At 74.5% G+C, this 13406-nt stretch carries 13 protein-coding genes; 6 read left to right on the forward strand and 7 right to left on the reverse strand.

Annotation, left to right across the window (positions count from 1 at the left end; translation table 11 throughout):
- Window position 1: 1 nt before the first annotated feature.
- Window positions 2–880 carry a nuclease gene (locus ACFV3E_RS18955; protein ID WP_500535648.1) on the forward strand — a complete coding sequence of 293 codons (879 nt, stop codon included), beginning with the start codon at window positions 2–4 and terminating at the stop codon, window positions 878–880.
- On the opposite strand, the gene ACFV3E_RS18960 is transcribed toward ACFV3E_RS18955, so the two are convergent.
- Window positions 867–2084 (reverse strand): amidase, encoded by a 1218-nt coding sequence (locus tag ACFV3E_RS18960; RefSeq protein WP_500535649.1) that lies wholly within the window; start codon window positions 2082–2084, stop codon window positions 867–869. The two genes, ACFV3E_RS18955 and ACFV3E_RS18960, sit on opposite strands and share 14 nt — an antisense overlap.
- Window positions 2085–2177: 93 nt before the next feature.
- Between ACFV3E_RS18960 and ACFV3E_RS18965 the strand changes: the two genes are divergently transcribed.
- Window positions 2178–3002, forward strand: coding sequence for a TIGR04222 domain-containing membrane protein (locus tag ACFV3E_RS18965; RefSeq protein ID WP_500535650.1), 825 nt, complete (start codon window positions 2178–2180; stop codon window positions 3000–3002).
- 173 nt (window positions 3003–3175) lie between these two features.
- On the forward strand, window positions 3176–3466 hold the full coding sequence (locus tag ACFV3E_RS18970) for a hypothetical protein (protein WP_500535651.1): 291 nt from the start codon (window positions 3176–3178) through the stop codon (window positions 3464–3466).
- 131 nt (window positions 3467–3597) lie between these two features.
- On the opposite strand, the gene ACFV3E_RS18975 is transcribed toward ACFV3E_RS18970, so the two are convergent.
- Complete coding sequence (locus tag ACFV3E_RS18975; protein ID WP_500535652.1) at window positions 3598–4713, reverse strand: S1 family peptidase; 1116 nt, start codon at window positions 4711–4713, stop codon at window positions 3598–3600.
- Window positions 4714–4862: 149 nt separating this feature from the next.
- On the opposite strand from ACFV3E_RS18975, the gene ACFV3E_RS18980 reads away from it, so the two are divergent.
- Window positions 4863–5705, forward strand: coding sequence for a GNAT family N-acetyltransferase (locus tag ACFV3E_RS18980; RefSeq protein WP_500535653.1), 843 nt, complete (start codon window positions 4863–4865; stop codon window positions 5703–5705).
- Here ACFV3E_RS18980 and ACFV3E_RS18985 read toward each other — a convergent pair.
- Complete coding sequence (locus ACFV3E_RS18985) at window positions 5698–6669, reverse strand: slipin family protein (protein ID WP_500370341.1); 972 nt, start codon at window positions 6667–6669, stop codon at window positions 5698–5700. The genes ACFV3E_RS18980 and ACFV3E_RS18985 overlap by 8 nt on opposite strands.
- Before the next feature lie 100 nt (window positions 6670–6769).
- Window positions 6770–7729, reverse strand: a complete 960-nt coding sequence (locus ACFV3E_RS18990) for a helix-turn-helix transcriptional regulator (RefSeq protein ID WP_500535654.1) — start codon at window positions 7727–7729, stop codon at window positions 6770–6772.
- A 62-nt stretch (window positions 7730–7791) separates the two neighbouring features.
- Between ACFV3E_RS18990 and ACFV3E_RS18995 the strand changes: the two genes are divergently transcribed.
- Complete coding sequence (locus ACFV3E_RS18995) at window positions 7792–8913, forward strand: winged helix DNA-binding domain-containing protein (RefSeq protein ID WP_500535655.1); 1122 nt, start codon at window positions 7792–7794, stop codon at window positions 8911–8913.
- Window positions 8914–8949: 36 nt separating this feature from the next.
- Here the strand turns inward: ACFV3E_RS18995 and ACFV3E_RS19000 are convergent, their stop codons facing one another.
- From ACFV3E_RS19000 to ACFV3E_RS19010, 3 genes are all read right to left on the reverse strand, one after another.
- Window positions 8950–9849 (reverse strand): S1 family peptidase, encoded by a 900-nt coding sequence (locus tag ACFV3E_RS19000; protein ID WP_500535656.1) that lies wholly within the window; start codon window positions 9847–9849, stop codon window positions 8950–8952.
- A 148-nt stretch (window positions 9850–9997) separates the two neighbouring features.
- Window positions 9998–11059, reverse strand: coding sequence for a S1 family peptidase (locus ACFV3E_RS19005; RefSeq protein WP_500535657.1), 1062 nt, complete (start codon window positions 11057–11059; stop codon window positions 9998–10000).
- A gap of 324 nt (window positions 11060–11383) precedes the next feature.
- Window positions 11384–12526, reverse strand: a complete 1143-nt coding sequence (locus ACFV3E_RS19010; protein ID WP_500535658.1) for a DUF5685 family protein — start codon at window positions 12524–12526, stop codon at window positions 11384–11386.
- Between the two features lie 292 nt (window positions 12527–12818).
- Between ACFV3E_RS19010 and ACFV3E_RS19015 the strand changes: the two genes are divergently transcribed.
- On the forward strand, window positions 12819–13268 hold the full coding sequence (locus tag ACFV3E_RS19015) for a cell division protein SepF (protein WP_499603801.1): 450 nt from the start codon (window positions 12819–12821) through the stop codon (window positions 13266–13268).
- The last annotated feature ends 138 nt before the right edge of the window (window positions 13269–13406 follow it).

The raw sequence follows: 13406 nt of genomic DNA on the forward strand, positions 1-13406 counted from the left end.
CATGCCGATGCTGCTGGTCAAGGGCTCTTTCCAGAAGAACACCGAACCGGACGGGGACACCGTGGGCTTCACCCCCACCCGTCACCCCGACTGGAACCGCGTCAGGGGCGGGCTCGGGCTCGACCTCACCAACTCCTGCCGGGGCAAGCTGCGCCTGGACGCCGTCGACGCGCTGGAGACCCACTACGGGCCCACCTCCGCCCCGGCCCACCAGCCGCTGCCCTTCGCCCACGCGGCCCGGGACGAGCTGCTGCGGTGGCTCGGCTTCACCGCGGTGGAGCGCGAGCCCGGCGGCGAGCGGGTCGTCGCCGCCGACCCCGAGAGCGTCCCCGGCTGGATCCTGACCGGCGGGGTCGACGTGCACGGCCGTTGCGTCGCCCTGGCCGGCCGGGGCGCGCCGCCGGAGGGCACGAAGAGCGGCCAGGAGGTCACGGTCGGCGTGCCGCTGCTGCGCGCCACCGTCAACCACCACCTGGTCGCCGAGGGCCTGGCCTACCCGACCTTCTACAGCAACCTCTACGAGGACCTGCGCCGGGAGCTGACCGACGTCGCCCGGCAGGCCCGCGAGGCGGGCAGGGGGCTGTGGCCCGGCGACGTGAGCACCAGCGGCGCGAAGGTCACCGGGCTCTCCTCGCTCACCGACGACGTGGTGCTCGTCCCCAAGCTCTTCCGGCGGCTCTTCGACTACCTCGCGCTCGGCGAGCCCTCCCTCGCCGCCTTCCGCGCCTACCTGGCCGGGGCGGCCGACACCTACCGGATCCTGTCCTCGGACACCCCGCGCGCGCAGGTGCGGGGACTGCACCACGTCGTCGAGGTGACCGGCGACCACACCGTGCGGATGACCGTCCCGGTCGAGGACCTGGTCTTCACCGAGGCATGACGACCGGGGCGAACTCCGCCGCCCACCGCAGCAGTTCCTCGTCCTCGCCGGGGCGCCCGACGGCCTGCAGACCGAGCGGCAGGCCGTTCGCGGCGTACCCGGCGGGCAGACTCACCGCGGGGAAGCCCGCGTTGCTCCACGGCAGGCACATCACCGAGTCGCCGGTGCTGCCCAGGCCGAACGGGGCGGGGCCGGTGGCGGACGGCGCCAGCCAGACATCGACCTCCCCCATGGCCGCCAGCAGCCGCTCGCGGAAGACCCGGCGCTCGCCCACGGCCCGCTCGTAGTCGTCGCGGCCGACGGTGTGGCCCTCGCGGATGGCGGCGACCGTCTGCTCGCGGTACAGGTGGCCGTGCCGGGGGAACCAGTCGGCGTGCGTACGGGCCACCTCGTAGCGGTTCATGACGTACAACTGCCGCACGACCGCCTCGAACTCACCCGGGCCCGGCATCAGCGGCACCTCGCGCACGGTCCAGCCCGCCGCCTCCAGCCGCTTGGCCCGCGCCGCGAAGGCCTCCCGCGCCTCCGTCCCCGCGCGGTCCAGGTACGGGCCGACGGGGACGCCGAGCACCGGCCGGCCGTCGCCGGCCGCCGGCTCCCGCCAGTCGTCGCACAGGACGGACGCGCCGCGCGTCGCCATCGCGACGTCCGCGGCGAGCACCCCGACCGTGTCGAAGCTCGGGGCGTTGGCGATCACCCCGTCCACCGGGGCGCGCCCGAAGGTCGGCTTGAAGCCCACCACCCCGCAGTAGGCCGCGGGCCGGACCACCGAGCCGACGGTCTGCGTCCCGACCGCCAGCGGCACCATGCCCGCCGCCACCGCGGCCGCCGAGCCGCTGCTCGAACCACCGGGTGTGTGGGCGGTGTTGTGCGGATTGCGGGTCGGCCCCGGCGCGGTCACCGCGAACTCGGCCGTCACCGTCTTCCCCGCGACCAGCGCCCCTGCCGCCCGCAGCCGGTCCACCAGCGGTGCCTGCGGCCCGGCCAGCACCTCCGGCGGCACCGCGGACCCGGCCCTGGTGTCCATCCCGTCGATCCGGACGATGTCCTTGACGCCCACCATCACCCCGGACAGCACGCCCGGCGGTGCCGCGGCCGCCTCCGCCGCCAGCCGGCCCCGCCGGTCCGGTTCCCGTACGAACGCCTTGATCCGGGCGTCGAGCCGGTCGATGCGGTCACAAGTCCGTGCCACCAGATCCGTCACGGCGGCCACGCTACGCCGAAAAGCTCTGGCCTTCCTCAAACAGCGCGTCATCGCCGCGCCCGCGGGCACACCGACCACAGGGGGTGGTGCGACATGTCATGGCTCACATGGACATATCCGGTGGCCGAGGTGGCGCTGCTCGTCACGGCGGGGGTGTTGCTGCGCGCACCGCGCGCCGCGGCGTACGAGCTGACGGACCCCCACGAGGCGGCCTACCTGCGCGACGGCCACCACGGCACGGTGGTCGTCGCATTGGTCGCGTTGCATCTGCGCGGCACGGTGGACGCCGGCGCGCACCGCACCGCGCGCATCTCCGGGCCGCTGCAGGGGCTCACCCAGCCGCTGCAACTGGCCGTCTACAAAGCCCTGTACCGGCCGGCGGGGGTGAACACCCTCGCCGGGTCACAGCCGGTGCGGCGCGAGCTGGACGTACTGTGCGGGCGACTGGCCGGCGCGGGGCTCGTCCGGGGCGGCCGGCGTCGCCGTACGGCCCGTGTACTGCTGTGCGCGGCCGTGCCGACCGCGGCCGCGGACCTGGTGTCCGGCACCCTGACGGCCTGGAACTCCCCGTTCCGGGCAGCCGTCCCCGCCCTCACGGTGGCCGCCGCCGTCGCCCTGTGGAGGGTGCCGCGGCACACCCGGGCCGGCCGCCGGGTCCTGCGGCGGGCCCAGGAGCGTTTCCCGCGCCCGCGCACCCGCAGGGCCTCGCCCGAGTCGGTCCTCCTGGCGGTCGCCCTGCACGGCGGGCCGGCGCTGCGGCTGGCCGTCCCGCACTTCGCCAGGGAGGCCGGGCTGCTCGCCCACCACGACACGACCGAGAGCCTCTACGGCGTCAACCACTGGCACAGCGGCGGCGGCGGCACGCCCACCTCGTGCGCGAGCTCGGGGGCGGGCGGCTGCGGCTCGGGAGGGGTGTGAGGGTACGCGTCCTCCCCGACGGCCCAAACACCGCATCGGTGCGAGATTCGTCACGTCCCGGTGTCACGTGGGTGCTCCCACGTCCCGTACGTCAACCCGTGTCACGCGCGCGTCACCCCGGTGGCTACTCGGGGGTTGCGAAGGCAAGGGGACGGCACGATTTACTGACCGCCATGACGGCGACCGACACCACCTCCAGACCCGTGGCGCACCCCGGCCGGCTGCGCATGGTGAGCCACCTGCGCCGCCTCGCGGCCGCCGGTCTGGTGGAGCCGCCGTGCGGCGCACGGCCCCTGCGGGACCCGCAGGACGAGGACGCCGAGGTCTGGGACGACTTCCGGCACCGGCTGGCGGCCCTGCTGGTCGGCCTGCACGAGGAGGCCCGGGCGCCCCGCCCGGCGCATCGGGCCGTGCACGTCGGCGCGACGGTGACGGCCTTCCCCCTGCACCGCAGGTTCAGCTGACCCCCCGGCCGCCCGGGGCCCGGGGGGCGGGGGGCCCCCCCCCCCCCCGGGGCGGGGACCCCCGTAGCCCCCCCCCCCCCGCCCCCCCGTCACCCCTGCGCCCCCGCCCCCCCGCCCGCACCACGTGGACGTCAGCCGAGTTCCGCCCCGACCGCGGCCAGCGCCGTGGTCACCGGCTGGAAGAAGGTCTCCCCGCCCGCCTGGCAGTCCCCGCTGCCGCCGGAGGTGAGGCCGATCGCGCTGCCGTCGCGGCCGAACAGCGCGCCCCCGCTGTCGCCCGGCTCGGCGCAGACGTCGGTCTGGATCAGCCCGGTGACGGTGCCCTCCGGGTAGTTCACCGTCGCGTCGAGCCCGAGGACCGTGCCCCCGTGCAGCCCGGTGGTGCTGCCCATCCGGAACACCTCCTGGCCCACGGCCGCCTCCGCGGCCCCGTTGATCACCAGGGCACGGCCGTCGCCGAGGTTCACCTGGCCGGGCGCCTCGGTGTTCGGGTCGTCGTACGTCACGAGGGCGAAGTCGCCGGCACCCGGGAAGGTCGCCTGCCGCACGGTCGCGATGGGCGCCCCGCCCTGGCTGTCCGACCAGTTCGCGAACGCGACCCCGCAGTGGCCCGCGGTGAGGAAGGCCGGGGCGCCGTCCTTGACGACGTTGAAGCCCAGCGAACAGCGCGCCCCGTCGGCGAAGATGGCGTCCCCGCCGGCCACCAGGGGCTTGAACTCGCCCGCGGACTTGTGGATCCGGGCCATGCCGCCGCCCAGGGACCGCACGGTGGACTCCAGGGTGTCCCACTTGCCGCCGGTGACGGTGCGGTCCGCGGTGACCAGGATCCGGTTGGTCCGGGGGTCGACGGCCCAGGCGGTGCCGGGGATCGTGGCGCGCTGCTTCAAGGTCTGTGCGGCGGAGCTCAGTTCGGCGGCGCTGTTCTCGACCGTCCGGGTCGCGGCGCCGGCCTTCCCGGCCTGCGCGGCCACGTCGCCGCCGTCCCCGGCGACCACGTTCACCACGAGCTGCCTGCTCGCCGCGTCGTAGTACGCCCCCGCGATGGACGGACCGAACTGCGAGCCGAGCCGCGCGGCGAGTTCCGCGGCGGCCGCGGCGGTGAGCCGTTTCGGCGAGGGGGCCTGCGGGCCCTGCGCGGCGGACTGCGACGCGTTGGCGTTGGGCAGCAGTACGGCCGCTGCCGCGATGGCGGCGGCACCGGCCGTGACGAACACGATCTTCCGCTTGGCTATCTGTTTGTGCTTCAACTCGTGACCTCCTGTGGGGGGATACAGGCCGGATCGTCGGGCGCAAGGGGGAAGCGTCGTTCCGTCTGACATACGCAGCCCCGCCCCGTCGCGTTCACCACGGCCGATCCGCTCGCCCCCGGGGTCGCGGTTGTGGTGGAATCCGCACGATGAGCACTTTCGACCCCTCCCTCGTGGCGCTGGAGTACCGCGCCGCCTACGACCGGCAGTTGCGCGCCCGTGTGCCCGCCGACCTCTCGCGGTACGAGTCGGTGGAACGCGACGGCCCGCTGCTGCGCAAGACCTACCGGCACGGGGAGGCGGGGTTCCTCGACTACCGCGACCTCGGCGGGCTGGACGGGCCCGGGCTGGACGCCCTGATCGCCCGGCAGCGGGACCACTACGCCGCGCTGGGCATGCCGGTGGAGTGGAAGTACCACGCGCACGACCTGCCCGCGGGACTGCCGGACCGGCTGGTCGCGGCCGGCTTCGTGCCGGAGGAACCGGAGACGGTGCTGGTCGGCGAGGCGCAGGCGCTGACGGCAGCCCCGGTGCTGCCGGAGGGCCTCGTACTGCGGGAGGTCGGCTCACGGGCGGACTTCGAGCGCATCCGGGAGATGGAGGAGACGGTCTGGGGCGTGCCCCACGACTGGCTGCCGGGGATGCTGGAGAGCGAGGTGTCGGGGCCCGGCGACCCCTGCGCGGTGGTCGTCGCCGAGACCGCCGACGGCACGGTGGTCTGCGCCGGCTGGGCCCGCTTCCACGAGGGCACCGACTTCGTGTCGCTATGGGGCGGCTCCACCCTGCCGCAGTGGCGGGGGCGGGGCGCCTACCGGGCGACGGTGGCGCACCGGGCCCGGCTGGCGGTCGCGGCGGGTCACCGCTTCGTGCAGGTCGACGCGTCCCCGGACAGCGCCCCGATCCTGGCCCGGCTGGGGCTGCTGCCGGTGGCGGTGACCGTTCCGTACGTGTGGCGGCCGGACGTGCCGCGGGCGGAGGGCGGGCTCAGCTGACGTCGGAGGGCCGCTGCGGCCGGACGGTGTCCAGCAGCGGGTCCGCCGAGAGGGCCTCGCGCAGGTCGGCGGGGAGCTCCTCGGCGGGTTCCACCAGCGGCGCACCGGCAGCCGGCGCATCGGCCGCGGCGGCCCGCGGTGCGGGCCCGGGGGGAGGCGCGGCCACCACCGGGGGCCCGGGGGCCGGCTGCTGTCCGACGGCCGGGTAGGGCGCCGGCTGGGCGCGCTCGAGGAAGCGCAGCAGTTCCACCGGGAAGGGCAGGACCAGGGTGGAGTTCTTCTCCGCGGCGACGGCGACGACCGTCTGCAGCAGGCGGAGCTGGAGCGCGGCGGGGGTGTCGCTCATGACCGCCGCGGCGTCGGCGAGCTTCTTGGAGGCCTGGAACTCCGCGTCCGCGTTGATGATCCGCGCCCGGCGCTCCCGCTCGGACTCGGCCTGGCGGGCCATCGAGCGCTTCATCGTCTCCGGCAGCGAGACGTCCTTGATCTCGACGCGGTCGATCTGCACGCCCCAGCCGATGGCCGGGCTGTCGATCATCAGCTCCAGCCCCTGGTTGAGCTTCTCGCGGTTGGAGAGCAGGTCGTCCAGGTCGCTCTTGCCGATGATCGAGCGCAGCGAGGTCTGCGCCATCTGCGAGACGGCGAAGCGGTAGTCCTCGACGTTGATGATCGCGTCGGCCGCGTGGACGACCTTGAAGTAGACCACCGCGTCCACCTTGACCGTGACGTTGTCGCGGGTGATGCCCTCCTGGGCGGGCACCGGCATCGTCACGATCTGCAGGTTCACCTTCCGCATCCGGTCGACGATCGGAACGATCATGGTGAATCCGGGGTTCCGCACCCCGCCCCTGACCCGGCCGAGCCGGAACACCACGCCCCGCTCGAACTGCTGCACCACACGGGCCCCGGCCACGAAGTACAGCGCTCCTGCCGAGAGCACGGCGGCAATCAACTCGACGACCATCACGGCCCCCTGGGGTCCGGAATCGCAGTACCTCCACGGTACCTCGCGGGTAACCCGCCGGATACGGGCCGGGATGCCCGGTTACGGGCCCGGTGCCGGCCTACCGCGGCGCACCCGCCGCCCGGGCGAGGCGGTCCGCGACGACCCGCAGCCGTTCGGCCAGCTCAGGGGGCTCGCGCACCTCGAAGTCGACGCCGAGCATGCCGATGTACACGGCGAGCGCGTCGAGGGACTCGGAACCGGTGCGCAGCACGCAGCTGTCCGGCCCGGTGGACTCCACGGTCGCGTACCAGCCGGCGTACTCGGCCACGGCCTCGGCGGGGGCGTGCACGACCACGACGGCCTGGTGGCGGTAGGCCCGCGAGGTGACGCCGCGGGCGACGTACGACGCGGCGTCCGCCGGAGGCCGCCGGGGCGTGAAGCGGGGGCCGGTCGGGGACTTGGGGTCCATCCGGTCCACGCGGAAGGTGCGCCAGTCCTGCCGGTCGGTGTCCCAGGCGAGCAGGTACCAGCGGCGGCCGTGGTGGACCAGGCCGTGCGGCTCCACCGTGCGGCGGCTGGCGGTGCCGCCGTGCGCCCGGTAGTCGAAGCGCAGCCGTTCGTGGTCGCGGCACGCGGCGCCGATCGCGGTCAGCACGTCCTGGGCGACGGCGCCCGGCACGGTCGCGGGCCGGGCGACCGCGACGGCCTCCATGGCCTGCGCCCGGCGGCGCAGCCGGGAGGGCAGCACCTGTTCCAGTTTGGCCAGGGCGCGCAGCGAGGTCTCCTCGATGCCCTCGACGCTGCCGCCGGCGCCGGTGCGCAGGCAGAGCGCGACCGCGATCGCCTCCTCGTCGTCGAGCAGCAGCGGGGGCAGCGCGGCGCCCGCGCCCAGCCGGTAGCCCCCGGCGGTGCCGGGGGTGGCGTGCACGGGGTAGCCGAGGGCGCGCAGGCGCTCCACGTCGCGGCGCACCGTCCGGGCGGTGACCTCGAGGCGTTCGGCGAGTTCGGGCCCGGTCCAGTCGCGCCGGGACTGGAGCAGGGACAGCAGGCGCAGCAGTCGGGCGGAGGTTTCCAGCACGGCACCAGTCTGGCAGCCGTCGCGGACGGTTCCTGACCGCATTCCGCCCTACCGTGACGCCCATGGAGACGATCCCCGAAGGCACCGTCCTGGACCGCCGGACGCTCAACCGCTCCCTCCTGGCCCGGCAGTCGCTGCTGGGCCGCCTCCGCACCGGCGCGCAGGAGATGGTCGAGGCCCTGGTGGGACTGCAGGCGCAGGAGCCGCAGGACCCGTACGTCGCCCTGTGGTCCCGGATCGAGGACTTCGCGCCGGAGGAGCTGTCCGGGATGCTGGCGGACCGACGGGCGGTGCGGATGTCACTGCTGCGGTGGACGGTGCACCTGGTGACGGCACGGGACTGCATGGCGCTGCGGCCGGTGGTGCAGGACGTGCTCGAGCGGCGCCTGCTCGGGCAGTTCCGGCGGCAGCTGGCGGGGCTGGACCTGGCGGAGGTGGCCGGGGCCGGCCGGGCGCTCCTCGAGGACGGCCCGCTGTCCCCGAGCCGGCTCGGGGACGCCCTTCGGGAACGCTGGCCGGACCGCGAGCGGCTGCCGCTCAGCCTGGTCGTCACCGCCCGGGTGCCGACCGTGCAGCCGCCGCCGCGCGGCCTGTGGCGCACCTCGGGCGCGGCCCTGCAGACCCCGGCCGACCGGTGGCTCGGCCGGGACTTCGACTTCGCGGCCGGCTCCGTGCCGGACGCGGCCGTCCTGCGCTACCTCGCCGCCTTCGGCCCCGCGTCGGCCGGGGACGTCGCCGTCTGGTCGGGGCTGACCGGGCTCCGCGCGGTCATGGACCGGCTCCGCCCGGGGCTGCGGGTCTACCGCGACGAGAAGGGCACCGCGTTGTACGACGTGCCGGACGCGCCCTTCCCCGACCCCGGGACGAACGCGCCGCCCCGGTTCCTGCCGCAGTACGACAACATCGCCCTGTCGCACGCCGACCGGACGCGGATCATGCTGCGCAACCCCTACGCCGAGCTGCCGCTGCCCGGCAGCGGCAGCAACCGCGGCTTCTTCCTCCACGACGGCTTCGTCCACGGGCTGTGGCGGATCCAGGCCACCCGCGGCGCGGCCGTGCTCCACGTCCAGCCCTACGCGCCGCTGGACGCCGGGGCGCGGGAGGCGGTCGCGGCCGAGGGCGCACGGCTGCTGGCGTTCGCGGTGCCGGAGGCCGCCGCCCGGGAGGTGCGCTTCGCGGGGTGACCGCGGCGCGCGTACCGGGCGGCGGCCGGGGACGGCTCAGTACACGCCGACCCCGTACGCCGCGAGGACCGCGGGCAGCGGCTGGAAGAAGGTGGTGCCCCCCTCGGTGCAGTCGCCGCTGCCCCCGGACAGCAGCCCGAGGGCCTTGGTCCCGTCGTACAACGGGCCGCCGGAGTCGCCGGGTTCGGCGCAGAGGTCGGTGCGGATCAGGCCGCGGACGATGTCTCCGTCGCCGTAGTTGACGGTGTAGCCGAGCCCGTTGACCGTGCCGCTGCGGACGCCCGTGGTGGAGCCGTCCCGCTTCACCGCCTCCCCGACGCGGGCCCGCGCGGCCTTCTTGATGTCCTGCCGTCCGACCTTGCCGGGCCGCGCGACGGAGCCGGTGTAGCGGACCAGTGCGTAGTCGTTGTACGGGAAGCTGAAGCCGGTGGTGGTGCCCAGCGTCCTGGTCCGGGCGGGATCGCTGTACCAGGTCGTGGCGGCGCGGCCGCAGTGACCGGCGGTCAGGAAGTAATAGGTGCCGGCGGCGCGGACGTTGAAGCCGACCGAGCAGCGGAAGCCGCCGCCGTGGACGGCGTCGCCACCGGCGGCCATCCGTGCGAAGGAGCCGCCGACGCGCTCGAAACGGACCGTGCCGCCGTACCGTCCGGCGGCCCGCTTCAACGCAGTGAGCCCGCTGCGCGGGACGGTCTCGTCGGTGGCGATGACCAGCGCGCCGCTCTTCGGGTCGACCGCCCAGGCACTGCCCTCGACGTCCGCCGACGCGGCCGCCAGGCCCGCCGCCGCCAGGTGCGCGGCCGCGGTCCCGCTGCCCGTGGCGGCCCGTGCGTCCGGTACGGCGACCGCGGTCGCGGCCACCAGACCGAGGAGCGCCGCTCCGCGCAGCGCTGCGCCTCGGGCGAGGCCGCCGCGCGGAGTGGTGCGCTTGTTCCTCATATGTTCCCCCTACGAGGTTATGCGGTGCCTCGCGGAGTATTGCGACGATCAGCCCCGGCGGACAAGAGGGCCGTACGGGACGTGCCCGGCGGCCGTGGGGCCGCCGGGCACGTCCGTGGCGGAAGGGAAGCGTGGACCTCCCGGAGGGTCAGAAGACGCTGACGCCGTAGACGCTGAGCGCCTCCGTCACCGGCTGGAAGAAGGTCGTCCCGCCGACGCTGCAGTTGCCGCTGCCACCGGAGGTCAGACCCAGCGCGATGCCGCCGGAGGTGTACAGCGCGCCACCGGAGTCGCCGCCCTCGGCGCACACGTTGGTGCGGATCATCTGGTAGACCACGTCGCCGCCGCCGTAGTTGACGGTGGCGTTGAGGCCGGTGACCGAGCCGCTGTGGATGCCGGTGGTGGAGCCGTCACGCAGGACGGCCTGGCCCACGAAGGCGTTGCCGGCGCTGGTGATGTCGGTGTTGCCGGCCGTGCCGCTCTTGGTCACGGAGGTGTTGCTGTACCGGACCAGCGCGTAGTCGTTGGTCGGGAAGCTGTAGCTGACGTTCGAGCCCAGCACGGTGGACTGGCTGGAGTTGGAGTACCAGGTGGACGCGACCTCACCGCAGTGCCCGGCGGTCAGGAAGTAGTTGGTGCTGCCGCTGCGCACGTTGAAGCCGAGCGAGCAGCGGTAGCCGCCGCCGTAGATGGCGTCGCCGCCGGCGATCAGCCGCTTGAAGGTGCCGGCCGTGCGGCGGAAGGTGACCGCGTCGCCGTAGGAGGCGGTGGCCTTCTGCAGCGTGGCGAGCTCGGCGCCGGTGACCGTGCTGTCGGCGGTGACCTCCAGGCGGTTGGACTTCGGGTCGACGACCCACGAGGTGCCCGCGATGTCCGCGGCGAGGGTGGCCTTCCCGGCCTTCTCCAACTGGGCGCTGCTGTGCGCCACGAACTTCGGGACCGCGCCGGCCGCGCTGACGGCCTGGGCCGCCTTGCCGTTCGTGACGTTGACGACCATGGTCTTGGCCTTGGCGTCGTAGTACGAACCGGCGGTGGAGGCGGTGCCGAGGGACGTGGTGAGCGCGGCCGCGGCCTCGGGGGAGGCCTTGGGCGCGGGAGTGGCCTGGGCGGCGGGCAGGGTGAGCGCGGTGGCCGCCAGCAGACCGGACGCCACGGCGATCAGCCGTGCGCGTCTCGGGACGGGGGTGTGGGTGGTGCGCTTGATCCTCACGCTTTTTCCTCCTGTGGGGGAACGGAAGTTGACCCGCGTAGCGCGGGCCGGTGAGGCGCAGCGAGGGCGCCGCCGTACTGTGGGGGTGGCGTGCCCCTGACAAGTGCTGCGCACACGGGAGTATTCAGAGTCATGCACAAGCGCACAAGGGCGGGTTTCGGCCGCGTCACGCACCCGAAACGCCCCGGCGGCTCCCCCGGGTCAACCGCTGTGACGGTGTATCACCTGGTGGGCCCACCGCCCCCGCCCCCCGTCGGCCACCCCCGCGCCCCACCCCCGGTTTGGCGCGAACGGGCGGCTGCGCCGCGACCCGCCCCCACCCCGTCAGCAGTCGCAGCCGCAGCAGTCGCAGTCGCAGCAGCAGCCGTCCCCGCAGCCGCAGTCGCAGCCGGAGCAGTCGCAGTTGGAGCACCAGCCTTCGCGCCGCTTGCCGCTCCAGGGGTCGTCGTAGTGGTCCCGGCAGCAGATCTGGCAGGTGCAGCAGAGCCCCGCGAACACCGCGCAGCCCGTGAGCAGCCCGCGGCGGGGGCCCGGCTGGTGCGGCGGGCCGGGGGTCAGCCAGGGCGACTGCACCGGCCCGCCGGGCCCGACCGGGCCCGGGTGGTGGGCGCACGAGGCGCCGAACGCGCGGTCCACGGAACGGCGCAATTCGTGGGCGAGCAGGACGTGGGCGAGCGCGCCGTCGGTGAACTCCACGTCACGCAGCGCCAGCCGGACCCCCCGCACGGCGTCGTCGCACAGCCGTCGCGCCTCGTCCACGCTCGTCCCGGTGGCGGTCAGCGGGTTCCACGCGCCCGCCGCCGCGTCGGCGTCCAGGTCCTCCACCGCGTCCAGCAGGTGGGCGAGGCGGCCGAAGAGCCGGCCCGCCTCCTCCAGCGGGGTGCGGTTGCCGGGGCGTCCGGCCAGCACCGCCGTGTGCCCGAACGCGGCGGCGGTGGCGGTCTCGGTGGGCTCGGTGACGGTCAGCAGGGAGGTGCCGGGCCCGGCGGCCGCCTCGACGGCGGTCTGCCGGCCCACGGCGTCCACCAGCACCGCGGTGTCGAAGCCGAGCCCCGAACCAATCGCGGCCCCCGCCCGGTCCCAGCGCCGGGCGACCGTGCGCGCCGCCGCGGCGACGGGACGGCGCGCCAGCAGACCGTCGCCGTCCGCCATGTGGTCGCGCATCTTCGCCGAGGCCAGCACCAGCGAGACCGCCGCTGCCAGCCGCGCGCCCTCCCCCCTGGCGACCGGCGCGGTCCGCATCGCGCGCAGCGGGCACGGCCCGGCGGTACGGCGTCCGTCCTCCGTCCGCCCGGCCTGGGCCTCGACGAGCACCGAGACGATGAGCCCGTCGTAATTCGTGGCGACCCTGGCCAGTTGCCCGTGGCCGTCCCTCAGGGCGAGGCAGAGGCCGCACAGATGGGCCGTCCACGCTATGGCCAGCTTCTCCGGCAGACGGTGCCGGCATGGTCTGACGATTCCGAACATCACAATCCCCCGTACGTCATTCGCAGCAATGGAACACGTCATCGGCTGGTCGTTCTGTACGCCGCCCGTTCGGCTGTCCGGCGGTGAGGCATCACTCTACCGAGCGAGACCCTTTCCGATGATCCGTCAGGAGCCGTATTCCACGGGGTACCTGGGGGCCACTAGTGCGATTTATGCACCAGGTCTGTCACGAATCCACCCCACGGTGGGTATCGGCTTGGCGCATCATCCGCATCATGGACGACCATAGGGGTGCGGACGGCAAACTGACCGCGTGCGAGAGGAGGCGTCCATGGGATCGGTACGACGGGCGAGCGCCTGGCTGGGACTCGTCGACGACAACAGCGCCGAGGAGTACTACGACGAGGACTACGCCGATTACGGCGACGGCGCCGAGACGTCCTCCCCCGACTCCTGGGTCACCGACCCCCGCGTGCGCGTGGCCTCCGATTCGGCGGAGGAACAGGGCCGCCGGATCGCCACGGTCACCCCGGACGGCTTCCGGGACGCCCGCGGCATCGGCGAGCTGTTCCGGGACGGCGTCCCGGTCATCGTCAACCTGACGGCGATGGACCCCGCCGACGCCAAGCGCGTCGTCGACTTCGCGGCCGGCCTCACCTTCGGCCTGCGCGGTTCGATCGACCGCGTGGCCAACCGGGTGTTCCTGCTGACCCCGCCCGACTACCTGGTCGTCAACGCCGACAGCAAGCGCGGCGGCGACGGCTTCTTCAACCAGAACTGACCCGTGGCATCGGCGCCGGAACCCCGCGCCGATGGCACGGGCCCCCAGGCGCCCGGAAGGCGGCGAGGCCCGTGAGCGGCATGCCGAGCACGAGGTGGTGGAAATCGAAGGTGGCCTCGTTGGTTAGCACGGACTCCC

It is taken from the genome of Streptomyces sp. NPDC059718 (assembly GCF_042733315.1).
Taxonomy (GTDB): Bacteria; Actinomycetota; Actinomycetes; order Streptomycetales; family Streptomycetaceae; genus Actinacidiphila.

What these genes read in the sequence shown, in the direction of transcription:
- ACFV3E_RS18955 (WP_500535648.1), top strand. Translation starts at nt 2, where the DNA reads ATGCCGATGCTGCTGGTCAAGGGCTCTTTCCAGAAGAACACCGAACCG.
- ACFV3E_RS18965 (WP_500535650.1), top strand. Translation starts at nt 2,178, where the DNA reads ATGTCATGGCTCACATGGACATATCCGGTGGCCGAGGTGGCGCTGCTC.
- ACFV3E_RS18970 (WP_500535651.1), top strand. Translation starts at nt 3,176, where the DNA reads ATGACGGCGACCGACACCACCTCCAGACCCGTGGCGCACCCCGGCCGG.
- ACFV3E_RS18980 (WP_500535653.1), top strand. Translation starts at nt 4,863, where the DNA reads ATGAGCACTTTCGACCCCTCCCTCGTGGCGCTGGAGTACCGCGCCGCC.
- ACFV3E_RS18985 (WP_500370341.1), bottom strand. Translation starts at nt 6,669, where the DNA reads ATGGTCGTCGAGTTGATTGCCGCCGTGCTCTCGGCAGGAGCGCTGTAC.
- ACFV3E_RS18995 (WP_500535655.1), top strand. Translation starts at nt 7,792, where the DNA reads ATGGAGACGATCCCCGAAGGCACCGTCCTGGACCGCCGGACGCTCAAC.
- ACFV3E_RS19000 (WP_500535656.1), bottom strand. Translation starts at nt 9,849, where the DNA reads ATGAGGAACAAGCGCACCACTCCGCGCGGCGGCCTCGCCCGAGGCGCA.
- ACFV3E_RS19010 (WP_500535658.1), bottom strand. Translation starts at nt 12,526, where the DNA reads ATGTTCGGAATCGTCAGACCATGCCGGCACCGTCTGCCGGAGAAGCTG.
- ACFV3E_RS19015 (WP_499603801.1), top strand. Translation starts at nt 12,819, where the DNA reads ATGGGATCGGTACGACGGGCGAGCGCCTGGCTGGGACTCGTCGACGAC.